This is a genomic window from Streptomyces canus, from assembly GCF_030816965.1.
Classification (GTDB): Bacteria; Actinomycetota; Actinomycetes; order Streptomycetales; family Streptomycetaceae; genus Streptomyces; species Streptomyces canus_E.
The window spans coordinates 9,458,281-9,483,191 of sequence record NZ_JAUSYQ010000002.1 but is presented as its reverse complement, the minus strand read 5'-3'; the positions used below and the strand labels follow the sequence as shown (position 1 = coordinate 9,483,191).

Here is a 24,911-nt window from a genome sequence, read left to right as displayed (position 1 = left end):
CCGCTCCGGAACTAGAAGTTGAACTGGTCGATGTTCTTGGCGGTGAACACGGTCGGCTTGCCGAGGTTGATCACGCCGTCCTTGCCGATGGTGTACGTGGTGCCGCCGGCCTTGAAGGTCTCGCCCTCCTTGCCGGTGATCTGGCCGGAGACCAGGGCGACGGCGGTCTGGGCGGCGAGCGCGCCGAGCTTCGACGGGTCCCACAGCTCGAAGCCCTCGACGGTGCCGTTCTTGACGTACTTGCGCATGTCGTTGGGGGTGCCGAGGCCGGTCAGCTTGACCTTGCCCTTGTACTTGGAGCCGGAGAGGTACTGGGCGGCGGCCTTGATGCCGACGGTGGTCGGGGAGATGATCCCCTTCAGGTTCGGGTACTCCTGGAGCAGGCCCTGGGTCTGCTGGAAGGACTGCTGGGCGTCGTCATTGCCGTAGGCGACCTTGACGAGCTTGATGTTCTTGTACTTCGGGTCCTTGAGCTCGTCCTTCATGAAGTCGATCCAGGTGTTCTGGTTCGTCGCCGTCTGCGCGGCGGACAGGATCGCGATCTCGCCCTTGTAGCCGATCTGCTCGGCGAGCAGCTGCACCTCGGTGCGGCCCAGGTCCTCGGCGGAGGCCTGCGACACGAAGGCGTTGCGGCACTCCGGCTTGGTGTCGGAGTCGTAGGTGACGACCTTGATGTCGTTCGACATGGCCTGCTTGAGGGCGGTGCACAGGGCGCCCGGGTCCTGCGCGGAGACGGCCATCGCGTTCACCTGCTGCTGGGTGAGCGTGTTGACGTAGGAGACCTGCCCGGCGGTGTCGGTGGCGCTGGACGGACCGACCTCCTTGTACTTCGAGCCCAGCTCCGTCAGGGCCGCCTCGCCGCCCTTGTCGGCGGAGGTGAAGTAGGGGTTGTTGACCTGCTTGGGCAGGAAGCCGACGGTCAGGCCCTTCTTGGTGGCCGCGTTCGGGTCCGCCTTGGCGGTGGAGGCCGCCGAGGCGCCCTCGTCCTGCACGTCCTTCTTGGTGGTGCCGCCGCACGCGGTGAGCGCGAGGGCGAGGGAGGTGCCGGCGGCGAGGGCCGCGCAGGAACGGCGGAGGGATGACTTACGCATGACGGATCTTCCTTACGAGGGTGAGCGGATACGAGGTTTCCTTGAGCGCCCGGACCTATGCGGCCGGTGTGGGCGCCTTGGACGCCGGTGTCGAGGCGGCTCGGCGGCCGGCCCTCGCAACCGAGATCTGCCGTGCGACCCGCGGGCCGAGCACGGAGAGGACGAGCAGAACGCCGGTGACGACGATCTGGGACTGGGCGGAGACGTCCTGGAGGCTCATCACGTTCTGCAGTGCGCCGAGCAGGAAGACTCCCGCGATCGCACCGCCGAGCGTGCCCTTGCCTCCGTCGAAGTCGATACCGCCGAGCAGCACCGCGGCGACCACGGAGAGTTCGAGGCCGGTCGCGTTGTCGTAGCGGGCGCTGGCGTAGTGCAGCGCCCAGAAGATGCCGGTGAGCGAGGCCATCAGGCCGGTCACCGTGAACAGGATCAGCTTCTGGCGCTTGACCCGGATGCCCGCGAAACGCGCCGCCTCCTCGCTCGCACCGGTCGCGAACACCGACCGCCCGAACGGCGTGGCGTGCAGGACGACCACGGCGATCGCGAGCAGGACGACGAAGGGCAGGAAGGCCTGCGGGATGAACGTGTCCCCGATGCGACCCGCCGCGAAGTCCAGGTACTGCGTCGGGAAGTCGGTCACCGCGTCGGAGCCGAGCACGATCTGCGCGATGCCCCGGTAGGCGGCGAGGGTGCCGATGGTGACCGCGAGGGAGGGCAGGCCCAGCCGCGTCACGAGCAGGCCGTTGACCAGCCCGCACACCACACCGAGGACCAGGCAGATCGGGATGATCACCTCGATCGTCAGGCCCTGGTTCCACAGGGCGCCCATCACCGCGCCGGACAGACCCGCGGTGGAGGCGACCGAGAGGTCGATCTCGCCGGAGACCACGAGCATGGTCATCGGCAGGGCGATCAGCGCGATGGGCAGGGTGTTGCCGATCAGGAACGACAGGTTGAGGGCGTTGCCGAACCCGTCGACCGTTCCGAAGGACAGCAACAGGACCACGATCAGGAGGGCGCCGACGACCGTGTCCCAGCGGATCGCGCGGCTGAGGGACTCAGGCATGGCGGGCGTTCCTCTTCTTCAGGGCCAAGGCCACGCGCAGCGCGACGATCCGGTCGACCGCGATGGCGAGGATGAGCAGGATGCCGTTGATGGCGAGCACCCAGACCGAGCTGACGCCGAGGGCGGGCAGCACACTGTTGATGGAGGTCAGCAGCAGGGCGCCGAGAGCCGCGCCGTAGACGCTGCCGGAGCCACCGGTGAAGACGACACCGCCGACCACGACCGCGCTGACGACGGTCAGTTCGTAGCCGTTGCCGGTGCCCGAGTCGACGTTGCCGAACCGGGCCAGGTACATCGCGCCGGCGAGACCGGCGAGGCCGCCGCAGAAGGTGTACGCGGCCAGGATCCGCTTGCGCACCGGGATGCCGGCGAGCCGCGCGGCCTCGGGGTTGGAGCCGAGTGCGTACAGCTCGCGTCCGCTGCCGAAGTGCTTGAGGTAGTAGGCGGTGGCGATGAGCACGGCCAGCGCGATCAGGGCCAGGTAGGGCACCGCGGAGATGCCGCCGGAGCCGAAGTTCACGAAGCTGTCCGGAAGGTCGGCCGCCGTGATCTGGCGGGAGCCGACCCAGATGGAGTCGATGCCCCGGATGATGTAGAGCGTGCCGAGGGTGACCACGAGCGCGGGCACCTGGCCGAGGCTGACGAGAAGGCCGTTGAGCAGGCCGAAGCCGACGCCGAACAGGACCGCGAGCCCGATCGCCACGACGGGGTTCCCGCCGCCCTGGAGGTAGGTACCGGCGGCGAAGGCGCTGATCCCGAGGATGGAGCCGACCGAGAGGTCGACGTTCCTCGTGATGACCACCAGGGACTGTCCGGTGGCGACCAGGACCAGGATGGTGGCGTTCAGCAGCAGGTCCTTGATGCCCTGCTCGGTGAGGAAGTCGCTGTTCCCGATCTGGGTGACGACGATCATCACCAGGAACACGGCCAGGATGGCGAGCTCGCGCATCTTGAAGACGCGGTCGACGAGCCGGGTGGCACCGGCTTTCGGCACCTCGGCGGGAGGGGCCTGCTGGGGGGTGGTGACCGTCATGCGGCGGCCCTCCCGGTGGCTGCGGCCATCACGGTTTCCTCGGTGGCGTCGGAGCGCGGGATCTCGGCGGTGAGGCGGCCCTCGTGCATCACGAGCACGCGGTCGGCCATGCCGAGGATCTCGGGCAGGTCGGAGGAGATCATCAGGATGGCCACCCCGTCGGCGGCCAGCTCGCTGAGCAGCCGGTGGACCTCGGCCTTGGTGCCGACGTCGATGCCGCGGGTCGGCTCGTCGACGATGAGCACCTTGGGGCCGGTGGCCAGCCACTTGGCGAGGACGACCTTCTGCTGGTTGCCGCCCGACAGGGTGTTGACGGTGTCGGCGATTCTGGCGTACTTCACCTGGAGCTTGACCGCCCAGTCGAGTGAACGACTGCGTTCGGCGCCGCGGTCCATGAGGCCGGCCTTGACGGTCGTGCGCAGGCCGGTGAGGCCGATGTTGCGCTCGATGGACATGTCCATCACGAGGCCCTGGGCGCGCCGGTCCTCGGGGACCAGGGCGAGCCCTGCGGCCATCGCGGTGGAGGGGGCGCCGTTGACCAGGGCCTTGCCGTCCACGGAGACCTCGCCGGCGTCCCAGCGGTCGATGCCGAACACGGCTCGGGCGACTTCGGTACGGCCCGCTCCGACGAGTCCCGCGAGGCCGACGATCTCGCCCTGCCTGACCTCGAAGGAGACGTCGGTGAAGACACCCTCCCGGGTCAGCCGGCTCACCGTGAGCGCGACCTCGCCGGCCCGCACGTCCTGCTTGGGGTACAGCTCGTCGAGGTCGCGGCCGACCATGCGGCGGACGAGGTCGTCCTCGGTCATGCCCTCGATCGGCTCGCTGGCGATCCAGGCGCCGTCGCGCAGGGTGGTGACCCGCCGGCAGATCTGGAAGATCTCCTCCAGGCGGTGCGAGATGAACAGGACGGCGGCGCCCTGCTCGCGCAGCGTCTTGACGACGCCGAAGAGGCGGGCCACCTCGCTGCCGGTGAGGGCGGCGGTCGGCTCGTCCATGATCAGGACCCGGGCCTCGAAGGACAGCGCCTTGGCGATCTCGACGATCTGCTGGTCGGCGATGGACAGGCCGCGCGCCGGGCGGTCGGGGTCGAGCTCGACCCCGAGACGCTGCATCAGCGCCAGGGTCGCGGCGTGCGTGGCCTTGTGGTCGATCCGGCCGAGGGCGCGCCGGGGCTGGCGGCCCATGAAGATGTTCTCGGCGATCGACAGGTCGGGGAAGAGCGTGGGCTCCTGGTAGATCACGGCGATCCCGGCGTCGCGGGCGTCACCGGGACCGTGGAAGACGACCGGCTCGCCGTCGAGCACGACCTGGCCGGTGTCCGGCCGGTGCACTCCCGCGAGGGTCTTGATGAGGGTCGACTTGCCCGCGCCGTTCTCGCCGGCGAGGGCGTGTACCTCCCCGGGAAACAGCTCCAGGGAGACGTCCCGCAGGGCGCGAACCGCGCCGAAGGACTTCGAAATGTCCCTGAGCGCGAGAACCGGGGCCGGACCCGTGGTGGACGGGTGGGTCATTGGGGGCTCCTCGACGACGCCGGCGGGACGACCCTCTCGGCGTCGTGAAAGGTTTCAACTTGGTTGCCGGGACGTTAGGCATGGAGCGCATGTCACGTCAATGGGTTCGTGTCGAAAATGTTTCGATGGACTCAGGTCACGGCAGGGTCACAGGCAACAGCCTTGGTCGCAGGGGTTGACACCCCTTCGAGGTCACCATACTTTCGCGTCTTGAATCGTTTCACAGTGAAGCTGTTCGCAAGCCCTTCGGACCCGACGTCACAGGAGCCCTCAAGTGACCGAGCTCGCCGCGGTGAAGGCCGCTCTCAAGACCCAGGCAGTCGAGACGCCGTCGTGGGCGTACGGGAACTCCGGAACCCGCTTCAAGGTCTTCGCCCAGCAGGGGGTACCGCGTACTCCGCAGGAGAAGCTGGAGGACGCGGCGCAGGTGCACGCGTTCACCGGGGTGGCCCCGACCGTGGCCCTGCACATCCCCTGGGACAAGGTCGAGGACTACGCCGCGCTGGCGAAGTTCGCCGAGGAGCGGGGCGTGAAGCTGGGCGCCATCAACTCCAACACGTTCCAGGACGACGACTACAAGCTGGGCAGCATCTGCCATCCCGACGCCTCCGTGCGACGGAAGGCTCTCGATCATCTGCTGGAGTGCGTCGACATCATGGACGCGACCGGGTCCCAGGACCTGAAGCTGTGGTTCGCCGACGGCACGAACTATCCCGGTCAGGATGATCTGCGGGCCCGGCAGGACCGGCTGTCCGAAGGCCTGTCCGAGGTGTACGACCGTCTGGGGGACGGGCAGCGGATGCTGCTCGAGTACAAGTTCTTCGAGCCGGCCTTCTACTCGACGGACGTGCCGGACTGGGGGACGGCGTACGCGCACTGTCTGAAGCTCGGCCCCAAGGCGCAGGTCGTCGTCGACACCGGGCACCACGCGCCTGGCACCAACATCGAGTTCATCGTCGCCACGCTGCTGCGGGAGGGGAAGCTCGGCGGGTTCGACTTCAACTCGCGGTTCTACGCCGACGACGACCTCATGGTGGGGGCGGCCGATCCGTTCCAGCTGTTCCGGATCATGTACGAGGTCATCCGTGGCGGCGGGTACACGTCCGACGTCGCCTTCATGCTCGACCAGTGCCACAACATCGAGGCGAAGATTCCGGCGATCATCCGGTCCGTCATGAACGTCCAGGAAGCGACCGCCAAGGCGCTCCTGGTCGACCGGGACGCTCTTGCCGTGGCTCAGCGCGAGGGTGACGTGCTGGAGGCGAACGCGGTGCTGATGGACGCGTACAACACCGACGTGCGGCCGCTGCTTGCCGAGGTGCGGGAAGAGATGGGGTTGGACGCCAATCCGATTGCCGCGTACAAGCGGTCCGGGTGGGCCGAGAAGATCGTGGCCGAGCGGGTTGGCGGGGAGCAGGCCGGGTGGGGGGCGTAAGCGTCTGCCGGGTTCCATTCGTTGCGGGGTGCGGGCCGGTTCGTGGCCGGTCGCGCCCACGCGGCGGAGCCGCACATTGATGCAGCCCCGCACCCCTAGGGAAGTAATCTCACCCTCTTTTCAGTAAGGACTGGAAGTTCATGGCAATCCATCCCGAAGCCGCCGCTCTCCTCGCTCGGTCCCACCGGCTCGGCTCCGACGCCCGCAACACCAACTACGCCGGCGGCAACGCGTCCGCCAAGGGCACCGACACCGACCCCGTCACCGGGGGTGATGTGGAGCTGATGTGGGTCAAGGGGTCCGGGGGTGACCTCGGGACGCTCACCGAAGGTGGGCTCGCCGTGCTGCGGCTCGATCGGATGCGGGCGCTCGTCGACGTGTACCCGGGTGTCGAGCGCGAGGACGAGATGGTCGCCGCGTTCGACTACTGCCTGCACGGCAAGGGCGGCGCGGCTCCGTCCATCGACACCGCCATGCACGGGCTGGTCGAGGCCGCCCATGTCGATCATCTGCACCCGGACTCCGGTATCGCGCTGGCCTGTGCCGCCGACGGGGAGAAGCTGACCGCCGAGTGTTTCGGCGACACCGTCGCGTGGGTGCCGTGGCGGCGCCCAGGGTTCCAGCTGGGGCTGGACATCGCCGCCATCAAGGCCGCCAACCCGCAGGCGATCGGTGTCGTCCTCGGCGGGCACGGGATCACCGCCTGGGGTGACACCGCCGAGGAGTGCGAGCGGAACTCGCTGCACATCATCCGGACCGCCGAGAAGTTCCTGGAGGAGCGCGGCAAGGCCGAACCCTTCGGGCCCGTCATCGAGGGCTACGGCGCCCTTGGCGAGGCCGACCGGCGGGAGCGGGCGGCCGCCCTCGCGCCGTACGTCCGCGCCGTCGCCTCCCAGGACAAGCCGCAGGTCGGGCACTTCAACGACTCCGAGGCCGTTCTGGAGTTCCTGGCCCGTGCCGAGCACCCCCGGCTCGCCGCGCTCGGAACCTCCTGCCCCGACCACTTCCTGCGGACCAAGGTGCGGCCGCTCGTCCTGGACCTGCCGCCGACGGCTCCGCTGGAGGAGGCCATCGCGCGGCTCGACGTCCTGCACGCCGAGTACCGCGAGGAGTACGCCGCCTACTACCAGCGGCACGCGCTGCCCGACTCCCCCGCCATGCGCGGCGCCGACCCGGCGATCGTGCTCGTCCCGGGTGTCGGCATGTTCTCCTTCGGCAAGGACAAGCAGACCGCCCGCGTCGCGGGTGAGTTCTATGTCAACGCGATCAACGTGATGCGGGGCGCCGAGGCCGTCTCGGCGTACGCGCCCATCGAGGAGTCCGAGAAGTTCCGCATCGAGTACTGGGCCCTCGAGGAGGCCAAGCTCCAGCGGATGCCGAAGCCCAAGCCGCTCGCGACACGCGTGGCGCTGGTGACCGGCGCCGGCAGCGGTATCGGGAAGGCCATCGCGCAGCGCCTGGTCGCCGAGGGGGCGTGCGTCGTCGTCGCGGACCTCAACGCCGAGAACGCCTCCGCCGTCGCCGAGGAGCTCGGCGGGCCCGACAAGGCCGTCGCCGTGACCGTCGACGTCACGTCCGAGGAGCAGATCGCCGAGTCGTTCCGCGCCGCGGTACTGGCCTTCGGTGGGGTGGACCTCGTCGTGAACAACGCCGGCATCTCGATCTCCAAGCCGCTCCTGGAGACCTCTGCCAAGGACTGGGACCTCCAGCACGACATCATGGCGCGCGGTTCCTTCCTGGTGTCGCGGGAGGCGGCCCGGGTGATGATCGCGCAGAAGCTGGGTGGCGACATCGTCTACATCGCCTCCAAGAACGCCGTCTTCGCCGGGCCCAACAACATCGCCTACTCCGCCACCAAGGCCGACCAGGCCCACCAGGTGCGGCTGCTGGCCGCCGAACTGGGCGAGCACGGCATCCGCGTCAACGGTGTCAACCCGGACGGCGTGGTGCGTGGATCCGGGATCTTCGCCGGCGGCTGGGGTGCCAAGCGCGCGGCCGTGTACGGCGTGGAGGAGGAGAAGCTGGGCGAGTTCTACGCACAGCGGACCATCCTCAAGCGCGAGGTGCTCCCCGAGCACGTGGCCAACGCCGTGTTCGCACTGACCGGCGGGGAGCTGACGCACACCACCGGGCTGCACATCCCGGTCGACGCCGGCGTCGCGGCCGCCTTCCTGCGATGAGCGCATCCGTGAAGTCGTACGCCGCGGTCGACCTCGGCGCGTCCAGCGGACGTGTCATGGTCGGCCGCGTCGGCCCCGACAGCCTGGAGCTGTCCGAGGCACACCGGTTCGTGAACCGTCCGGTCCGGGTCCCGGAGGGCCTGCGCTGGGACATCCTCTCGCTGTACGGCGGTGTCCTGGACGGGCTGCGGGCCGCCGGGCAGGTCGACTCCGTCGGTATCGACAGCTGGGCCGTGGACTACGGGCTGCTGGACACCGGCGGGGCGCTGCTCGGCAACCCGGTGCACTACCGGGACTCCCGTACCGAAGGGGTCGCGCAGAAGGTGTGGGCGACCGTGCCCGCGCCGGAGCTCTATGCGGCGACCGGGCTCCAGTACGCGCCGTTCAACACGCTGTACCAGCTCGTGGCGGACCGGCTCGTGGGCGCTCAGCGGCTGTTGCTCATTCCCGACCTGCTCACCTACTGGCTGACCGGCGAGCAGGGCACCGAGCTGACCAACGCCTCGACCACCCAGCTCATCGATCCCCGGACGCGGGCGTGGTCGTACGACATCGCCGGGCGGGTCGGGATCGACCTGGAGCTGTTCGCGCCGCTGCGGCAGCCGGGTGATCCCGCGGGTCTGCTGCGGCCCGAGGTTCTGGAGGAGACCGGACTCCGCGGGCCCGTGCCCGTGACGGCCGTCGGATCGCACGACACCGCCTCCGCGGTGGCCGCCGTGCCCGCGTCCGGCGAGCGGTTCGCCTACATCTGCACCGGCACCTGGTCTCTCGCGGGCCTCGAGCTCGACGCTCCGGTGCTGACCGAGGAGAGCCGGGCCGCGAACTTCACCAACGAGCTGGGGCTCGACGGCACGGTCCGGTATCTGCGGAACATCATGGGGCTGTGGCTGCTCCAGGAGTGCGTACGGGCCTGGGGCGACCCGGACCTGGGCGAACTGCTGCTGGACGCGGCGAAGGTGCCGGCGCTGCGGTCGGTGGTGGACGCCGGGGACGCGATGTTCCTCGCGCCGGGCCGGATGCCGGAGCGGATCGCCGAGGCGTGCCGTGCTTCGGGGCAGCCGGTGCCCGTCTCCCCCGCCGAGGTCACGCGGTGCATCCTCGACTCCCTCGCTCTGGCCCACCGCAAGGCGGTCGACGAGGCGCAGCGGCTGGCCGGACATCCCGTCGACGTCGTGCACGTCGTCGGGGGCGGTACGCGCAACGCCCTGCTGTGCCAGCTGACCGCCGACGCCTGCGGGCTGCCGGTGGTGGCGGGGCCGACCGAGGCGGCCGCGCTCGGCAACGTCCTGGTCCAGGCGCGGGCCCATGGGCTCGTGCGCGACCTCGCGGGCGGGCGCGAGCTGCTCACCCGGACCCAGCCGCTCACGCGGTACGAGCCGCGGGGCGACCGCGCGCGCTGGCGCGAGGCGCAGGCCCGCCTCGCCGGAGACTGACCGGGGGTCTCCCCCGGACTTGCACCTCCGACTACGCTTCACTCATCCGATGACCGACCACAAGGAGCCGCGATGCGTGTCGCCCTGTTCCTGACCTGTGTCAATGACACGCTCTATCCGGACACCGGGCGCGCCGTGGTGAAACTGCTGACCAGGCTGGGCGTCGACGTCGACTTCCCGATGTCCCAGACCTGCTGCGGGCAGGCGCACTACAACACCGGCTACCGGCATGAGGCGGAACCGCTGGCCCGCCATTTCTCCGATGTATTCCGGGACTATGAGGCGATCGTGACGCCGTCCGGATCGTGCGGGGCGATGGTGCGGGAGCTGTATCCGCGGATGGGTGAGCGGGCCCGGGCCGAGGGGCGCGGGGAAAGCCTCGCGACCACTCTCGCGCCGGTGGTGCCGAAGACCTACGAGCTGACGGAGTTCCTGGTGGACGTGATGGGGGTGACGGACGTCGGGGCGTACTACCCGCACACGGTGACGTACCACCCGACCTGTCACGGACTGCGGGGCCTCGGACTCGGTGACCGGCCCCGGCGGCTGCTCCAGGCGGTCAAGGGGCTTGAGCTCAAGGAGCTTCCGGGCGCCGACGAGTGCTGCGGCTTCGGTGGCACCTTCGCGCTGAAGAACGCCGATGTCTCGGCGGCGATGGGCGCGGACAAGGTGCGCAACGCCGAGTCGACGGGCGCGGAGGTGCTGTGCGCCGCCGACAACTCGTGCCTCATGCACATCGGGGGCACGATGAGCCGGCTGGAGTCGGGCATGCGGCCGGTGCACATCGCGGAGATCCTGGCGAGCACGGAGGAGGAACCGGCCGTATGAGCGGAACGTTCGTAGGGATGCCGGCCTTCCCCGAGGCCGCGCACGAGGCGGTGGGCAACCGGACGCTGCGCGCCAATCTGCGCCACGCCACGCACACGATCCGCGCCAAGCGGGAGAAGGCCGTCGCCGAGGTCTCCGACTGGGCGGAGCTGCGCGAGGCGGGCAAGCAGATCAAGGACCACACGCTGCGTCATCTCGACCGCTATCTCGTGCAGTTGGAGGAGTCGGTCGTGGCGGCGGGCGGTACCGTCCACTGGGCCGCCGACGCCGACGAGGCCAACGAGATCGTGACCAAGCTCGTCAAGATGACCGGTGAGTCGGAGGTCGTCAAGGTCAAGTCGATGGCCACGCAGGAGATCGGCCTCAACGAGGCTCTGGAGGCCGAGGGCATCCGGGCCTACGAGACCGATCTCGCCGAGCTGATCGTGCAGTTGGGCAAGGACCGGCCCTCGCACATCCTCGTACCGGCCATCCACCGCAACCGGGGCGAGATCCGGGACATCTTCGCGCGCGAGATGAGCGAGTGGGGCCGCCCGGCCCCCGAGGGCCTCACCGACACACCCGCCGAACTCGCCGAGGCCGCACGGCTGCACCTGCGGGAGAAGTTCCTGCGCGCCAAGGTCGGTATCTCCGGCGCGAACTTCATGGTCGCCGACACCGGCACCCTGGTGGTCGTGGAGTCCGAGGGCAACGGCCGGATGTGTCTGACCCTGCCCGAGACGCTGATCTCGGTCGTCGGCATCGAGAAGATCGTGCCGACCTGGCAGGACCTGGAGGTCTTCCTCCAGACGCTCCCCCGCTCCTCGACCGCCGAGCGCATGAACCCGTACACGTCCATGTGGACCGGCACCAGGGACGGCCGCGCCGGGGAAGGGGACGGCCCGCAGAACTTCCATCTGGTGCTGCTCGACAACGGGCGCTCCGACACCCTCGCCGACGAGGTCGGCCGCCAGGCCCTGCGCTGCATCCGCTGCTCGGCGTGCCTGAACGTCTGCCCGGTGTACGAGCGGGCCGGCGGCCACGCCTACGGCTCGGTCTACCCGGGCCCGATCGGCGCGATCCTCAGCCCCCAGCTCCGGGGCACGGCAAGCGAGATCGACGCCTCACTGCCGTATGCGTCGAGCCTCTGCGGCGCCTGCTACGAGGTCTGCCCGGTCGCCATCGACATCCCCGAGGTGCTGGTGCATCTGCGGGAGCGGATCGTGGAGGGCGGGCCGGTGGTCCGCGAGGGCAACAAGGTGGTGCTGAAGCCCGCCAAGGGACACGCGGCCGAGCGGGCGGCGATGCGGGCGGCCCGCTGGGCGTTCTCCCACCCGGGCGCACTGCGCACCGGCCAGCGGCTGGCCTCGCGCACCCGGCGCCTGCATCCGCGCAGTCTGCCGGGTCCCGGCAAGGCGTGGAGCGGCACCCGGGATCTGCCTGCCGTGCCCGCGGAACCCTTCCGCGACTGGTGGCAGCGCACCAACGGTGGCAAGGAGGGCGGCAAGTGAGCAGCAGGGAACGGATCCTGGGCCGGGTGCGGCGCGCGCTGGCCGATGCCCCGAGCGAGGACACCCCGATCGAGCGCGCGTACCTGCGCGAGCACGGCGACCGGAGCGTCGAGGAGACGGTGGAACTGCTGGCCGAGAACCTCGCGGACTACCGGGCGATCGTGCACCGCTGCACAGCGGCCGACCTGCCGGCGACGCTCGCCGGGATGCTGGCGGCGCGAGGTTCGAAGACGGTCCTCGTACCGCCGGGGCTGGAGCGGTCATGGCTGGCGGAGGCCGATTCCGAGCAGGTCCCGGACCGGGTCGAGAGCACCCCGCACGAACTGGACCGGATCGACAGCGTGGTCACGGCGTGCGCGGTGGCTGTCGCCGAGACCGGCACCATCGTGCTGGACGGGGGCCCCGACCAGGGCCGCCGCCGCATCACCCTCGTCCCGGACCATCACATCTGTGTCGTACGGGTCCCGGACCAGGTCGTCTCCTCGGTGCCGCAGGCGCTCGAACGCCTGGACCCGGCACGCCCGTTGACATGGATCTCGGGTCCCTCGGCGACCAGTGACATCGAACTGGACCGGGTCGAGGGGGTGCACGGTCCGCGCACCCTTGAGGTGGTGCTGGTGGACACTCAGGCGAGCCTGGAGGTCAACTCGTAACGCCCTGAGGGGAGTTCGAAGGAGGCGGTGCCGTCCTCGAAGCCCAGGTACTCCACTCCCTTGACGCGTGACAGGGGTGTGCGGCTCTCGCGCACTGAGTCGGGGTCGCTCGTGGGGACGCGCAGGGTCGCGGTGCTGTTGGCGGGCACCGCGACCCGGTGGCTGAACTCGCTCTCCCGCACCGCCCATTCGCTGACGATCTCGCCGTAAGGCGACCGGTGCGAGCCGGAGACCTGGGTGATCCTGCCGGTCGGGTCGAGGTGGGGCCGCAGGGAGAAGTGCTTGAAGCCCGGGTGGGCCGGGTCCTTGGCGATGCCGGCCATGCTCTCGTACATCCACTCCATGATCGCGCCGTAGGAGTAGTGGTTGAACGAGTTCATCTCGACCGGTCCGAAGCCCTCCTCCTTCGCGTACGAGTTCCAGCGCTCCCAGACCGTCGTCGCGCCGTTCTTCACCGAGTACAGCCAGGACGGCATCGCGTCCTGGTGCAACAGCTTGTAGGCCAGCTCCGCCTGGCCCTCCTCGGTGAGGACGGGGGCCAGGACGTTCACGCCGAGGAAGCCGACGGAGAGGGTGTTCTCGGCGTGTCCGACACGGGTGCTGTCGGGGTGGGCGGCCTTGTGGGCGGCGTCGTTGCGGATGTTCTGGACGAGCAGCTCGAGGAGGGCGCGCCGCTGGACCTCGGTGTCGTACAGGCCGAGTTTGAGGACCCAGAGCAGCGCGGTCTGGCTGTCGTCCTCCGTCCGGGTGGGACTGCCTCCCGGGGTCCACGGCGGCGGGGAGCCGAGGCTGGAACGCACGGTGAGGCGGCCGCCCTCGGTACTGAGGTACTTGCTGATGAACGCCCGCTTGATGTGGGAGAAGAGCTCCTCGTAGACGTGGGCTTCGCTGGGACGGCCGGTGGCGCGTGCCATGTCCGCCATGAGCCGCGCGCTGTAGCCGTAGTAGACGTCGCTGATGAGCTGGGTGCTGGTCACCTGGAAGGCCAGCCAGTCGCCGAAGATCGCGCCCTGTCCGGCGTAGGTGTCCCCGGTACGCGCCCGTATCCAGTCCATGTAGGCCGTCATCGCCTCCCAGCTGCGGTCGACGATGGTGGTGTCACCGCTCATCTGCCACACGGTCCAGGGGACGACGACCCCGCAGTCCGCCCAACCGCTCGCCGGGACCGGCTCGTTGTAGCGGGCCCCGGGCGCGATCCAGGTGAACTGGGCGCCGTCCGCGCCATAGGTGCGCTGGGAATCGATCAGGATGTCCTGGAAGTGGCTCAGGAAGGCGACCGAATCGGTGTTGTAGAGGCCCGTGTGGGAGAAGAGCTGGGCGTCGCCGGTCCAGCCGCACCGTTCGTCGCGTTGCGGGCAGTCGGTGGGCACCCACAAGTAGTTGCCGCGCTGGCCCCAACGGACGTTGCTGATCAGCTGGTTGACGTCGGCGTCGTCCGTTTCGACGGTGCCGATGTCACGGAGGGCGGAAGTGGCGACCCTGCCGGTCAGTTCGGTGAGGGTGACGGTGGCGGTCGTGGTGACGGAGACGTAGCGGAAGCCGTAGAAGGTCAGGGAGTCCTGGTGCGTCTCGCCCTTCGGGTCGCCCTTGAGGATGTACGTGCTGGTGGCTTTGGCGGTACGGAGGTTGGCCCGGTAGACGGAACCCTCCGGGCCGTCCGCGCCCGCGCCGGCGTCGTTGAGCATCTCCCCCGGTGCGAAGGCCACTTCGGCGCCCGCGGGTCCCCGGAGGGTGTAGCGGGGGACGCCGACCAGGTTCTGGCCGAGGTCGATGACGGCGGTGTCGCCGGGGTGCAGGGTGATGGGGGTGGTGACGGCCCGGGTGGGGTCGGTGACCGTGCGGGCGGGGTCGGGGACGAAATCGCCGCCGCCGGTGTAGACGGTGATCGACCGCGGCCTGCGGTCCCATGCAGGCATCAGCCGGGCCGACTCGCCCGGGTAGGCGACCAGGCGGGACTCGGGGAACCGGGTGGTGAAGTCGTGCTCCTCGACGCCGGACCAGGCGGAGGCGTCGAAGCCGTTCGCGGTCCAGCCGGGCAGTTCCCTGCGGGCGTCGTAGGTCTGGCCGTCGTAGATGTCGTCGGCGCGGTAGGGGCCGGTGTCCGTGGCCCTCCAGTCGTCGCCGGGCGCGGTCACGACGGTCTGGGTCGAGCCGTCCTCGTAACGGATCAGGAGCTTGGCCTTGAGGGCGAGGCGGTTGCCGTCCTCGGAGCAATAGACGCTGTTGTCGGAGACGCGGCCGTTGAACCAGCCGTTGCCCAGCACCGCCGCGAGGGTGACCTGCGGCTTTCCCACCACCAGGCCCGTCACGTCGTAGGTGAAGTAGCTGACGGTGGTGTCGTAGTTGGTCCAGCCCGGGGTGAGGAGTTCGTGGGTGGTGGAGCCGTCCTGGGGCACGGTGACCCGGCGGCCGTTGACGTAGGCGTCGTACACGCCGAGCGCGGAGACGTAGAGCCGGGCCTCCCGCACACGGCCGGCTTTCAGGTCCGCCTGCCTTCTCAGGAGCGGCGAGCCCGCGCTGTTCGGCGCCTTGCCCGCCATGCTGATCCACTTCGCGCCGTCCCAGCCGGTCACGCCGTCGGTGCTGAGCAGGCCGGTCTCGAAGCGCGCGGTCGGGGCCTCGGGGAGCCTGCGGTCGTTCTCGTCCCACACCTGGACCGTCCAGTGGTAGCGGGTCGAGGCATGCAGCCCGGGGCCCGCGTACCGCACGGCCACCGAGTCCGCCGAGTCGACCCGGCCGCTGTCCCAGACGTCCGCGCGGCCGTCGGCCAGGCGGTCGGGGGTGGACGCGACCAGGAGACGGTACGCCGTCTGACGCCGGCCACGGACCCGGGACGCGGTGCGCCAGCCGAATCTCGGCCGGGCCGCGTCCACGCCCAGCGGATTGGTGCGGTGCTCCACCGTGAGGCCCTCTACGGCGGTACGGTCGGCGGCCGTGTTCGCGCTGTCGACTCCGTCGGTCATGCCGTTGTCCCTTCGGCTCGGAGTTGTATCGATTCAGCCCGGTCGCCGGTCGAAACTAGTGGCGAAGGCGGTGGGTGTCCACCGTCTGCCTCCCGTGTTGAAACCGTTCAAGACCGGAAGACCTCGGACCTCAGCTGTAGACGATCGGACACCCCCGCCGCAGTGAGTGCTGGGCGGCGCGCAGATACAGCGCCACATAGAACGCCGCGTCCAGGTCCTCGCCCCACGGTCCGGGCCGGGCGGCCGCCACCCGCTTCGCCTCGCCGTCGAGGAACCACGTGGTGAGGTCGAGGTTGTCGCAGGCTTCGGGTATCTCGTCGAGGGGCAGGCGCACGGCCTCGGCCAGCCGTCGCGCGAGGTCGAGGATCTGTGGGGCTCCGGCGATCACCGTGGTGTCCGAGTAGGAGGACTCGACGGGTAGTTCGACCTCCACGTCGAGCGACACCGGCACCAGCACCGACCAGTCGAGGAGAGCCTCCGGCTCGGAGGGCGCCAGATGGTCACGCGCCAGCCGCAGGAAGCCGTCCATGGACGGCACCAGCTTCTCCTCGAACCGCAGCCCCGACCCACGGACGAACTCCGTGTCTTCGGGCACGGACTCGTACGGCGGCAGCCCCCGGCGGCGCAGTTCCTCGTTCAGCCCCGCGGCGACGGCGCCCCGGCCCTCCTCCTCGTCCGCGTCGAACCACTCCCGCGCAGCCACGCTCACCAGATAGATCCCCATGCCCCGGAAACGTACAGCGCCCCACTGACAACGCCGACCGCCGCAGACGTTCGAGGGTCACGGTGCGGTCAGCAGGAGCGTCGGCAAGGTGTCCTCCAGGACCCGCTCGCGGGGCAGAGTGAGGCCGAAGTGCCGCTGGATGACCTCGAGGCAGGCCCGGTGCACGGCACGGCGGTCGAGGTCGTCGTCGGGCAGTCCGGCGGCGGTGAGCCGTTCCCGGACGGCGGCGACCACCTCGGCGTCACCCTCGGGACTGCCGTGCGCCCAGCTGCCGTCGAGGTGCAGGTTGAACGTGCACATCAGGTTCCCGTCGTGGCGGTAGGTGAAGCGCGGGGGCACCGGCTTGCCGTTCTCCTCCTCGTACTCCAGGTGGAAGACGTGCAGCCCGCCCCGGTCCACCGGTCGGCCGGCGGAGCCGAACTCGCCCTGCCAACCGCCGTACTTGATGACGTAGGACCATTCGTCGAGTTCGCCGTGGCGCAGGGCGATGCCCTCGCGGACTCCTCCGTAGAGGCCTTCCAGCAGGTCCTGCACCTGGCGGCTGGTCAGCTCCCCGATGGGGCGGGGCCGGTACGGTACCCGGGCGGTCTCGACGATCCTTCTCGCCAGCGATTCCGACTCGAGGTCGGGGGCGATCACCACGCTGTAGCCGCCGTAGGCGATGGACTGGGGCTCGGCGAGCCAGGCTGTTCCGTCGGTCATGGCGATCAACCCTGCCGTATCCGCGCGGGGGTGTCACTGAGTACACCCCGGAAGACGGGTTCTGCGCCCCATGTGCCCCGGCCCGCGGCTCCGTAGCTTCTTGAACGAGGCACACGGCGTGCCGGACGAAGGGGGACGACGATGTTTCGCACAGGCTCACGACGCAGGCACGACACGGGACCCGCCGCCGAGGCGCTGCGCCTGGTGAAGGTCAGCAGGACCTATGGCACCGACGACAGTGCCGTGACCGCCCTGGACGGAGTCACGCTGAGCCTCGACCGGGGCACCTTCACCGCGGTGATGGGGCCGTCGGGGTCCGGCAAGTCCACGCTGTTGCAGTGCGCGGCCGGTCTCGACCGGCCGGACAGCGGGATCGTGCGGGTGGACGGGACGGAGCTGACGGGCGGTGGCGAGGCGGAGCTGACGAGGTTCCGGCGCGGGCGGGTCGGGTTCGTGTTCCAGCAGTACAACCTGCTGGAGACGCTGACGGTCGCGCAGAACACGGTGCTGCCGCTGAAGCTCGCGGGCCGGAAGGTCGACCGGAGGAGGGCGGAGGAGGTCCTCACCTCTGTCGGGCTCGGCGACCGCCTCGGCCATCGCCCCGCCCAGCTCTCCGGCGGTCAGAAGCAGCGGGTCGCCATCGCCCGCGCGCTGGTCACGGACCCTCGGGTGATCTTCGCGGACGAGCCTACGGGTGCCCTGGACACCCGTAGTGCGCGGGATGTGCTGCGGCTGCTCCAAGAGGCGGTGCGGGTGCACGGCCGGACCGTGGTGATGGTGACCCACGACCCGGTCGCCGCCTCCTACGCCGATTCCGTGGTGTTCCTGGCGGACGGCCGGCTCGCGGGCCGGATGGACGCACCGACGCCGGACGCGGTGGCCGAGCGCCTCGCGCACCTGGGCGACGACGTGACGGCGGGGGTCTGAGCGATGTTCATGCTGGCAATGCGGTCGACAGGGCAACGGCCCGGACGGTTCTTCGCGACACTGCTGGCCGCCTTCCTGGGCGCGGGGATCATCATGACGTTCAACTCGTTGTACGACACGGCGGGTCAGCCGGGCGTGGACCCGGTGAGCTCGGAGACGCTGACGACGTCGGCGAGTGTCGTCGGCGGCTACGGCACCCTCCTGGTGTTCTTCGCCGTGGCCTCGACGCTGACGGTCAACGTCCGCCGGCGTGCGGGTGAGTTGGAGCTGTTGCGCTGCTCGGGGGCGACTCCGGGGCAGATCAGGCGGATGGTCGTGGGTGAGGCCGTGGCCGTCGCGCTGATCGGTGCGGTGCTGGCGATCGGTCCGGCGATGCTCGGGGGACAGGCCCTGCTGGACGTCTTCCAGGACAGCGGGCAGGTCGCCGGCTCGGTCGACCACTCCTTCGGCCCCGTCGCGCTGCTGTCGGGTGTCGACATCACGCTGGTCGCCGCGGCGGGCGCCGCCTTCCTCGCCGTACGGCGGGCGACGCGCACCCGTCGACGGCGCGGCCGGGCGCGGACGCTCCTCGCGTACGCGGCCCTCGGCGTCGGTGCCGTGTCGGCGACCTCCACCTTCGCCTTCTCGGCGACGGACGAGGCACTCATGGCGACACCGGCGTACGGGGCGATCCTGCTGTCCGTGGGGTTCGCACTGCTCTCGCCGCGGCTGCTGAAGGGTGTCCTGGACCGGTTGCCGCTGACCGGCTCGAGCGGCTGGCTGGCCGTGCGGAACCTGCGCCGGCAGGCGGACCACCTGTCCGGGATCCTGATGTCGCTGATCCTGTTCACGGCGGTGTCCGTCGCCACGCTGTACATGCAGGGTGTGGAGAGCGACGCCATGAGGGCCTCGGGCGCGGTCAGGACCGTCGACGCGAAGAACCTTCAGACACTGAACCTCACGGTCGTCGGCATCATCGTGGTGTTCGTCTGCGTGATGCTGGTCAACTCGCTGTACGCGGCGACGACTTACCGCGGACGGGAGTTCGGGCAGCAGCGCCTCGCCGGGGCGACCCCGGGACAGGTGCTGGGCACGGTGGGCGTGGAAGGGCTGGTCCTCACAGCCGTCGGACTGTGCTTCGGCACGGTGGCGGCGCTGGCCGGGATCATTCCGTTCACCGTCGTGCGCTCCGACTCGGTGCTGCCCCACCAGGGTCTCGGCATCTGGCTGGCGGTGGCGTCGATCGCGGCGGCCGCGACGATCGGGACGACTCTGGGCACGGCCCGCAGGGTGCTGCGCACTCCGGCGGTGGAGGCGGTGGGGCTCGCAGCGTGAGGCGCACCGGTCAGGGGGCGTCACTTCGGTGACGCCCCCTTCTCGCTGCTCCCCGGCGCGTCCACCTTCCCTCGGACCACGTGACAGAAGAGGTGAACAAGCGCTTAGATAGTTGGTGGAAACGAGTTCGCGCCGCGCAGGAGGCCCCGTTGCTGTTCACATCCGTCGACGACGTCTCCGCGCGCCTCGCCGAGACCGGCTACCTCGCCTCGCCCGCGGTCGCGACCACCGTCTTCCTCGCCGACCGCCTCGGCAAGCCGCTCCTGGTCGAGGGCCCCGCCGGGGTCGGCAAGACGGAGCTGGCCAAGGCGGTGGCGGAGGTCGCGCAGGCCCGGCTGGTCCGGTTGCAGTGCTACGAGGGTGTGGACGAGTCCCGGGCGTTGTACGAGTGGAACCACGCCAAGCAGCTCCTGCGGATCAGCGCGGGGCGCGACGAGACCTGGGACGAGGCGCGCACGGACATCTTCAGCGAGGAGTTCCTGCTCTCCCGGCCCCTGCTCACGGCGATCCGCGGCGACGAGCCCAAGGTGCTGCTGATCGACGAGACCGACAAGGCGGACGTCGAGGTCGAGGGCCTGCTCCTCGAGGTGCTCAGCGACTTCCAGGTCACGGTCCCGGAGCTGGGCACGATCACCGCGTCCCGGCGTCCCTTCGTCGTCCTCACCTCCAACGCCAGCCGCGAACTGTCGGAGGCCCTGCGCCGCCGCTGCCTGTTCCTGCACATCGGGTTCCCCGAGGAGGAGCTGGAGCGGCGGATCGTACGGCTGAGGGTGCCGGGCCTGGACGAGGCGCTGGCGAAGTCCGTGGTCCGGGTCGTGGGGGCGCTCAGGGCCATGGATCTGCGCAAGGTGCCCTCGGTCGCGGAGACCATCGACTGGGCGCGCACGCTGCTCGCGCTCGGCGCGGACCACCTCGACGAGACGGTCGTACGGGACAGTCTGGGCGTGCTGCTCAAGCACCAGGACGACATCCTCAAGGCGGGGGCCAAGCTCGACCTGGACGCGGTGTGAGCACCGCCGAGCGGCTGACCTCCCTGGTCGGCGCCCTGCGTGCGCACGGCGTCCGCATCGGGACCGGCGAGACCGTGGACGCGGCCCAGGCGGTCGAGGCGCTGGGGCTCGCGGACCGGGAGCGGCTGCGGGAGGGCCTGGCGGCGACCCTGCTGCACGGCACGGCCCAACGGCAGGTGTTCGACCCGGTCTTCGACCTGTACTTCCCACGGGGTGTCGGCGCGCCCGACGAGACCTCCGGGGACCGGGACGACTTGCGTGAGCGCCTCGCCAAGGCCCTCGCCGCGAACGACGAGACCCTGATGGCCCGGCTGGCGGTGGAGGCGGTCGACGGGTTCGGCGGATACGGCAACTCCCCCGGGTCGGACGGCTGGTCGTCGTACCAGACCCTCGACCGGCTGCGCCCGCAGACGCTGCTCGCGCGCGTCCGCGACGACGTCCGGGGTCAGCAGGGCATGTCCGGGTTCACGGACCGGCTGCTGGAGGACGAGCTCCGGCGGCGCATCGAGACGTTCCGCGCGCTGGTGGCGGCGGAAGCCCGGCGGCGGGTCGCCGAGCGACGGGGCAGGGACGAGATCGCACGGCGGGCGGTGGCCCCGACGACGGACCGGGTCGACTTCCTGTTCGCCGGTAAGGACCGGCTGGCCGAACTGCGGCGCACGGTGCAGCCGTTGGCCCGCAAGCTCGCCACCCGGCTCGCGGCCCGTCGTCGCCGTGCCGCGCGGGGCAGTATCGATCTACGGCGGACTCTGCGCGGTTCGTTGTCCACGGGCGGGGTGCCGATGAAACCGGTACTGCGGCGACGCAGGCCGGCCCGGCCCGAACTGGTGCTGCTGTGCGATGTGTCGGGCTCGGTGTCGGGGTTCTCGGACTTCACGATGCTGCTGGTGCAGGCGCTGCACGACCAGTTCAGCAAGGTGCGGGTGTTCGCCTTCGTCAACCGGCTCGACGAGATCACCCGGCTCCTCGAACACGGCGCGGCCGACCCTGAGGGGCTCGGCGCCCGCATCCGGGCCGAGGCCACGCTGACGGGGTGGCACGGCAGCAGCGACTACGGCGTGGCGCTCGGCGAGTTCGCGTCCCTGTACGGGGATGCGCTGAGCCCGCGCACGACGGTGTTCGTCCTCGGTGACGCCCGCACCAACATGAGCGATCCGAACCTGCCCGCCGTCCGGCAGATCGCCGAGCGGGCGCGCCGCGTCTACTGGTTGAACCCGGAGGCACGAGCGCAGTGGGGCACGGGCGACTCGGCCGCGTACGAGTACGCCGAGTCGGTGGAGATGCACGAGTGCCGTAATGTCCGGCAGCTCGGCGCGCTGGTGGGACGGCTGCTGCCGATCTGACCCGAGACCGTTACCGGCGAACTCAGACCCATGGCCGCCGCCCGCGACGCCCGCCTCAGGACCGCCGCGCTCCACGCACCGGGCAACATCTGCACGCCGGGCGCGGAAGCAGGTCCTGGCCCCCTGACCGGCGCCCCCGGCGCGAGTGATCGACGCCGGACTCCTCACAGGCTCGCCCACACCGAGGTCCATGCCGCGTCGAGGCGGTCGGTGCCCAGGTCAAAGGGCTGCATCCGGGCGACGAGGCGGACGGGACGTTCGCCGAGTTCGTGTGTGCCAAGGACAGCCGGACGGACCTCAAGCCCGTCGGCCTCTCCTTCGAGCAGGCCGCCGCGATGCCGCCGGCCGCGAACACCGCGCTCATCGGACTGCGGGACATGGCCGGGCTCCGGGCCGGGTGGTCCGTCCTGGTGAACGGTGCGTCGGGTGGCGTGGGCACCTTCGCCATACAGATCGCGAAGGCGTACGGCGCCGAGGTGACCGCTGTGCGCGGCGCGCGCAACGTCGAGCTCGTCGGGTCGCTCGGGGCGGACCAGGTCAACGTCGAGCTCGTCGGGTCGCTCGGGGCGGACCAGGTCAACGTCGAGCTCGTCGGGTCGCTCGGGGCGGACCAGGTCGTCGACTACACCAGGGGGACTTCGCCCGTGCCGGACGCCGCTACGACGTCGTAGCTGGATCTGGTGGGGCAATCTTCACTGGGCGATCTGCGGCGCGCGACGACTCCCGCCGGAACGGTCGTCCTGTCCGGCGGGGACGTCCATGGGGCGGCAGCGTCCTCGGTCCCGTGCACCTCACGCTGCGGGGACTGCTCCTCTCCCCCTTCGTCCGGTCACGGCTGCGCCAACTCATGGCGAAGGACCCCGCTGCCGGGCGGACGTGTCCACTCGACGAGGCGGCCGAGGCCATCCGGCATCCGGAGGTGGAGCACGCGCGCGCGAAGATCGTCGTCACGGTGTAAGAGGTGACGGTTGGGAACGGGTGTGCCTCACTTGCCCTTGGCGTAGTCCTTCGCCATGCCGCCCGCGAAGTCGTAGACCACGCACTGCTCGTCGCCGACGACCCAGGCGTCGTGCCCGGGTGACACCACGAAGATGTCGCCGGGGCCCACTTCGCCCTCGCCGCCTTCGTCCATGGTGATGTGCATGCGGCCCTGGACCACATAGCCGTTGTGGTGGACCTCGCAGCTCTTGGTGCCCGCGATGGGTGCCACGGACTCGGACCAGCGCCAGCCCGGTTCGAAGGTGCCCACGGCGAAGTCCAGTCCGCTCATGTGGACCGCTTCGAGGTGGCCACGCGGGAAATCGCGGCGCTCGTCCGGCTTGTCGAGCGTCTTCACCTCAAACATGACGGCTCTCCCTTCCGGCCGTATCGGTACGGCCGGGGCGGGTCTCCGTCTCCCGCCCTTCCTGGGCGGCACCGGCGGTGGCCCAGCCCCACCTCTCCATCGTCCGCCCGTCCAGTCCGGCCCGCCATTCGAGTGAGGGCGCCCCCCTCAGCCTCCCCGTCAGCCCCCTCTCAGACCCCCGCCCCCTCAGACCCCGCCCGCGCAGAGCCGCGCGAAGCGCTCCGCGTCGACATTGCCGCCGGAGACGATCACACCGATCCGGTCCGGGAGACCGCTCACCCGGCCGCTGAGCAGGGCGGCCAGCGGAGTCGCGCCGCTCGGCTCGACGACGATCTTCAGCCGCTCGAAGGCGAACCGCATGGCGTCGCGGATCTCGTCGTCGGAGACCAGCACGATCTCGTCGACCAGCCGCCGGTTCACCGAGAAGGTCAGCTCACCGGGCGTGTGCAGAGCCTGTCCGTCGGCGATGGTCTTCGGTACCGGGATACTGACGCGCCGCCCCGCCTCCAGGGACCGCTTGGTGTCATCGCCGGCCTCCGGTTCCACGCCGACCATGCGGATACCCGGGTGCAGCCCCTTGGCGGCGGTCGCGCTGCCCGCCATCAGACCGCCGCCACCGACCGGCGTGAGCAGTGCGCCCAACTCCCCCGTCTCCTCCAGGAGTTCGAGGGCGGCCGTGCCCTGCCCCGCCATCACGTGCGGGTGCTCGTACGGCGGAATGAGTGCCAGGCCCCGTTCGGCGGCCAGGGCCTCGGCGATGGCCTCACGGTCGCCGGTGTAGCGGTCGTACGTGACGATCTCGGCGCCGTAGCCCTCGGTGGCCGCCCGCTTGGAGGGTGGGGCGTCCTCGGGCATGACGATCACCGCGGTGGTGCCGAGCTCGCGGGCGGCCAGGGCGACGGCCTGGGCGTGGTTCCCCGAGGAGTAGGCGGCGATGCCGCGGGCCCGTTGCTCCGGGGTCAGCCGGGAGGCCGCGTTGTAGGCGCCGCGGAACTTGAAAGCGCCGACCCGCTGGAAGTTCTCGCACTTGAGGAAGACCTCGGCGCCGACCAGCGCGTCGAGGGTCCGTGAGCGCAGCACCGGTGTGCGGTGCGCGACGCCTTTGAGCCGGGTGGCCGCGTCCTGGACGTCGTCCAGGGTGACCGGCGGGGTGGTGGTCGTCACGAGTGCCCTCCAGTGTTCGCCTGTTTCCGGGACTGGGAGAGGTAGCTGTAGGCGGAGGCGCGCGAGATCCCGAGCCGTCCGGCCACCTGCTCGATCGCCCGCCGGACCGCGAACACGCCCCGTTCGTCCAGGCTGCGGAACAGGTCCAGGCGCCCGGCGCGGTCGAGCAGCGCCCACGACTGATGCCGGTGCGCGTCGAGCATGACGTCGACGACGGAGTCGATGTCGTCGCCGAAGGTGGTGACGGGCGGCTCCTCGGGAGCCGTGCCGGTCCCGGCCAGGGCGCCCAGCAAGGCGTGGACCTCGCTCGCCGCGGTGACGTCGACATTGACGCACAACGCGCCGAAGACCGCACTCGAGGAGTCCCGCAGCAGCATCGTCGACGACTTGACCAGCTTGCCGGCGTCGGTCCGGGTGACGTAGTTCAGCTCGTCGGCCGCCTCGTCGCCACGGGCGACCATCCGCATGCCGATCTCGCTCATCGCCCCGCCGACTCTGCGCCCTGTCACCGAGCCGGCGATGGCCACCACCGAGTTCTCCGGCCTGCGGTAGTCGTGCAGCACCACCTCGCACACCGGCCCGAAGGTCGCCGCGATCCCGTCGACGACCGATGTGAGCGCGGCGATGATCGCGTCCCGCTCGGCCTCCATCACGTCCTCCCATCTCCGGCAGTCCATCTAGACTAGCAGTCCAGAC

The 24,911-nt window shown here is 70.4% G+C and carries 20 protein-coding genes and 1 pseudogene; 11 read left to right on the top strand and 10 right to left on the bottom strand.

The window, feature by feature from the left end; all coding sequences use genetic code 11:
- Positions 1–11: 11 nt before the first annotated feature.
- From rhaS to QF027_RS44235, 4 genes are read right to left on the bottom strand one after another with little or no spacing between them, the layout of a single operon-like run.
- Positions 12–1,091, bottom strand: coding sequence for a rhamnose ABC transporter substrate-binding protein (rhaS, locus tag QF027_RS44250; RefSeq protein ID WP_306973222.1), 1,080 nt, complete (start codon positions 1,089–1,091; stop codon positions 12–14).
- A 55-nt stretch (positions 1,092–1,146) separates the two neighbouring features.
- Positions 1,147–2,157: an ABC transporter permease gene (locus QF027_RS44245; RefSeq protein WP_266556048.1), complete on the bottom strand. Its 1,011-nt coding sequence runs from the start codon at positions 2,155–2,157 to the stop codon at positions 1,147–1,149.
- Positions 2,150–3,190, bottom strand: coding sequence for an ABC transporter permease (locus tag QF027_RS44240; RefSeq protein ID WP_306973223.1), 1,041 nt, complete (start codon positions 3,188–3,190; stop codon positions 2,150–2,152). Before QF027_RS44240 ends, QF027_RS44245 begins: the two co-directional genes overlap by 8 nt.
- Positions 3,187–4,704, bottom strand: a complete 1,518-nt coding sequence (locus tag QF027_RS44235) for a sugar ABC transporter ATP-binding protein (protein ID WP_306973224.1) — start codon at positions 4,702–4,704, stop codon at positions 3,187–3,189. The genes QF027_RS44240 and QF027_RS44235 overlap by 4 nt, the downstream gene beginning before the upstream one ends.
- A gap of 274 nt (positions 4,705–4,978) precedes the next feature.
- On the opposite strand from QF027_RS44235, the gene rhaI reads away from it, so the two are divergent.
- The 6 genes from rhaI to QF027_RS44205 all read left to right on the top strand — a co-directional run bounded on the left by rhaI (position 4,979) and on the right by QF027_RS44205 (position 12,723).
- Complete coding sequence (gene rhaI / locus QF027_RS44230) at positions 4,979–6,139, top strand: L-rhamnose isomerase (protein ID WP_306973225.1); 1,161 nt, start codon at positions 4,979–4,981, stop codon at positions 6,137–6,139.
- A gap of 140 nt (positions 6,140–6,279) precedes the next feature.
- Entirely contained in the window at positions 6,280–8,319 is a 2,040-nt protein-coding gene (locus QF027_RS44225; RefSeq protein ID WP_306973226.1) for a bifunctional aldolase/short-chain dehydrogenase, read from the top strand.
- Positions 8,316–9,752: a rhamnulokinase gene (locus QF027_RS44220; RefSeq protein WP_307081127.1), complete on the top strand. Its 1,437-nt coding sequence runs from the start codon at positions 8,316–8,318 to the stop codon at positions 9,750–9,752. The genes QF027_RS44225 and QF027_RS44220 overlap by 4 nt, the downstream gene beginning before the upstream one ends.
- Before the next feature lie 72 nt (positions 9,753–9,824).
- Complete coding sequence (locus tag QF027_RS44215; protein WP_307081125.1) at positions 9,825–10,580, top strand: (Fe-S)-binding protein; 756 nt, start codon at positions 9,825–9,827, stop codon at positions 10,578–10,580.
- A complete protein-coding gene (locus QF027_RS44210; RefSeq protein WP_307081123.1) occupies positions 10,577–12,070 on the top strand; it encodes a LutB/LldF family L-lactate oxidation iron-sulfur protein in 1,494 nt (497 codons plus the stop codon). Before QF027_RS44215 ends, QF027_RS44210 begins: the two co-directional genes overlap by 4 nt.
- Positions 12,067–12,723, top strand: coding sequence for a LutC/YkgG family protein (locus tag QF027_RS44205; protein WP_307081121.1), 657 nt, complete (start codon positions 12,067–12,069; stop codon positions 12,721–12,723). The genes QF027_RS44210 and QF027_RS44205 overlap by 4 nt, the downstream gene beginning before the upstream one ends.
- Here QF027_RS44205 and QF027_RS44200 read toward each other — a convergent pair.
- The 3 genes from QF027_RS44200 to QF027_RS44190 all read right to left on the bottom strand — a co-directional run bounded on the left by QF027_RS44200 (position 12,696) and on the right by QF027_RS44190 (position 17,112).
- On the bottom strand, positions 12,696–15,686 hold the full coding sequence (locus QF027_RS44200) for an alpha-L-rhamnosidase (protein ID WP_307081118.1): 2,991 nt from the start codon (positions 15,684–15,686) through the stop codon (positions 12,696–12,698). The two genes, QF027_RS44205 and QF027_RS44200, sit on opposite strands and share 28 nt — an antisense overlap.
- Positions 15,687–15,816: 130 nt before the next feature.
- Complete coding sequence (locus QF027_RS44195) at positions 15,817–16,410, bottom strand: hypothetical protein (RefSeq protein WP_307081116.1); 594 nt, start codon at positions 16,408–16,410, stop codon at positions 15,817–15,819.
- A 57-nt stretch (positions 16,411–16,467) separates the two neighbouring features.
- Entirely contained in the window at positions 16,468–17,112 is a 645-nt protein-coding gene (locus QF027_RS44190) for a hypothetical protein (protein WP_307081114.1), read from the bottom strand.
- Between the two features lie 141 nt (positions 17,113–17,253).
- On the opposite strand from QF027_RS44190, the gene QF027_RS44185 reads away from it, so the two are divergent.
- The 5 genes and pseudogenes from QF027_RS44185 to QF027_RS49860 form a co-directional block, all read left to right on the top strand.
- Complete coding sequence (locus tag QF027_RS44185) at positions 17,254–18,039, top strand: ABC transporter ATP-binding protein (RefSeq protein ID WP_307081112.1); 786 nt, start codon at positions 17,254–17,256, stop codon at positions 18,037–18,039.
- A 3-nt stretch (positions 18,040–18,042) separates the two neighbouring features.
- On the top strand, positions 18,043–19,353 hold the full coding sequence (locus QF027_RS44180) for an ABC transporter permease (protein ID WP_307081110.1): 1,311 nt from the start codon (positions 18,043–18,045) through the stop codon (positions 19,351–19,353).
- Positions 19,354–19,505: 152 nt separating this feature from the next.
- Positions 19,506–20,363: an AAA family ATPase gene (locus QF027_RS44175; protein ID WP_306986440.1), complete on the top strand. Its 858-nt coding sequence runs from the start codon at positions 19,506–19,508 to the stop codon at positions 20,361–20,363.
- Positions 20,360–21,706, top strand: a complete 1,347-nt coding sequence (locus QF027_RS44170; protein ID WP_307081108.1) for a vWA domain-containing protein — start codon at positions 20,360–20,362, stop codon at positions 21,704–21,706. The genes QF027_RS44175 and QF027_RS44170 overlap by 4 nt, the downstream gene beginning before the upstream one ends.
- Positions 21,707–21,900: 194 nt before the next feature.
- Positions 21,901–22,664, top strand: a pseudogene (locus tag QF027_RS49860) (NAD(P)-dependent alcohol dehydrogenase); the annotation flags it as partial.
- Between the two features lie 27 nt (positions 22,665–22,691).
- Here the strand turns inward: QF027_RS49860 and QF027_RS44155 are convergent.
- From QF027_RS44155 to QF027_RS44145, 3 genes are all read right to left on the bottom strand, one after another.
- Positions 22,692–23,051, bottom strand: a complete 360-nt coding sequence (locus tag QF027_RS44155; RefSeq protein WP_306973239.1) for a cupin domain-containing protein — start codon at positions 23,049–23,051, stop codon at positions 22,692–22,694.
- Between the two features lie 186 nt (positions 23,052–23,237).
- A complete protein-coding gene (locus QF027_RS44150; protein ID WP_307081102.1) occupies positions 23,238–24,215 on the bottom strand; it encodes a threo-3-hydroxy-L-aspartate ammonia-lyase in 978 nt (325 codons plus the stop codon).
- Entirely contained in the window at positions 24,212–24,892 is a 681-nt protein-coding gene (locus QF027_RS44145) for a helix-turn-helix transcriptional regulator (protein WP_307081101.1), read from the bottom strand. Before QF027_RS44145 ends, QF027_RS44150 begins: the two co-directional genes overlap by 4 nt.
- Positions 24,893–24,911 lie beyond the last annotated feature (19 nt).

What these genes read in the sequence shown, in the direction of transcription:
- QF027_RS44220 (WP_307081127.1), top strand. Translation starts at nt 8,316, where the DNA reads ATGAGCGCATCCGTGAAGTCGTACGCCGCGGTCGACCTCGGCGCGTCC.
- QF027_RS44190 (WP_307081114.1), bottom strand. Translation starts at nt 17,112, where the DNA reads ATGACCGACGGAACAGCCTGGCTCGCCGAGCCCCAGTCCATCGCCTAC.
- QF027_RS44185 (WP_307081112.1), top strand. Translation starts at nt 17,254, where the DNA reads ATGTTTCGCACAGGCTCACGACGCAGGCACGACACGGGACCCGCCGCC.
- rhaS (WP_306973222.1), bottom strand. Translation starts at nt 1,091, where the DNA reads ATGCGTAAGTCATCCCTCCGCCGTTCCTGCGCGGCCCTCGCCGCCGGC.
- QF027_RS44225 (WP_306973226.1), top strand. Translation starts at nt 6,280, where the DNA reads ATGGCAATCCATCCCGAAGCCGCCGCTCTCCTCGCTCGGTCCCACCGG.
- QF027_RS44215 (WP_307081125.1), top strand. Translation starts at nt 9,825, where the DNA reads ATGCGTGTCGCCCTGTTCCTGACCTGTGTCAATGACACGCTCTATCCG.
- QF027_RS44155 (WP_306973239.1), bottom strand. Translation starts at nt 23,051, where the DNA reads ATGTTTGAGGTGAAGACGCTCGACAAGCCGGACGAGCGCCGCGATTTC.
- QF027_RS44180 (WP_307081110.1), top strand. Translation starts at nt 18,043, where the DNA reads ATGTTCATGCTGGCAATGCGGTCGACAGGGCAACGGCCCGGACGGTTC.
- QF027_RS44245 (WP_266556048.1), bottom strand. Translation starts at nt 2,157, where the DNA reads ATGCCTGAGTCCCTCAGCCGCGCGATCCGCTGGGACACGGTCGTCGGC.
- QF027_RS44200 (WP_307081118.1), bottom strand. Translation starts at nt 15,686, where the DNA reads ATGACCGACGGAGTCGACAGCGCGAACACGGCCGCCGACCGTACCGCC.
- QF027_RS44195 (WP_307081116.1), bottom strand. Translation starts at nt 16,410, where the DNA reads ATGGGGATCTATCTGGTGAGCGTGGCTGCGCGGGAGTGGTTCGACGCG.
- QF027_RS44240 (WP_306973223.1), bottom strand. Translation starts at nt 3,190, where the DNA reads ATGACGGTCACCACCCCCCAGCAGGCCCCTCCCGCCGAGGTGCCGAAA.
- QF027_RS44235 (WP_306973224.1), bottom strand. Translation starts at nt 4,704, where the DNA reads ATGACCCACCCGTCCACCACGGGTCCGGCCCCGGTTCTCGCGCTCAGG.
- QF027_RS44210 (WP_307081123.1), top strand. Translation starts at nt 10,577, where the DNA reads ATGAGCGGAACGTTCGTAGGGATGCCGGCCTTCCCCGAGGCCGCGCAC.
- QF027_RS44145 (WP_307081101.1), bottom strand. Translation starts at nt 24,892, where the DNA reads ATGGACTGCCGGAGATGGGAGGACGTGATGGAGGCCGAGCGGGACGCG.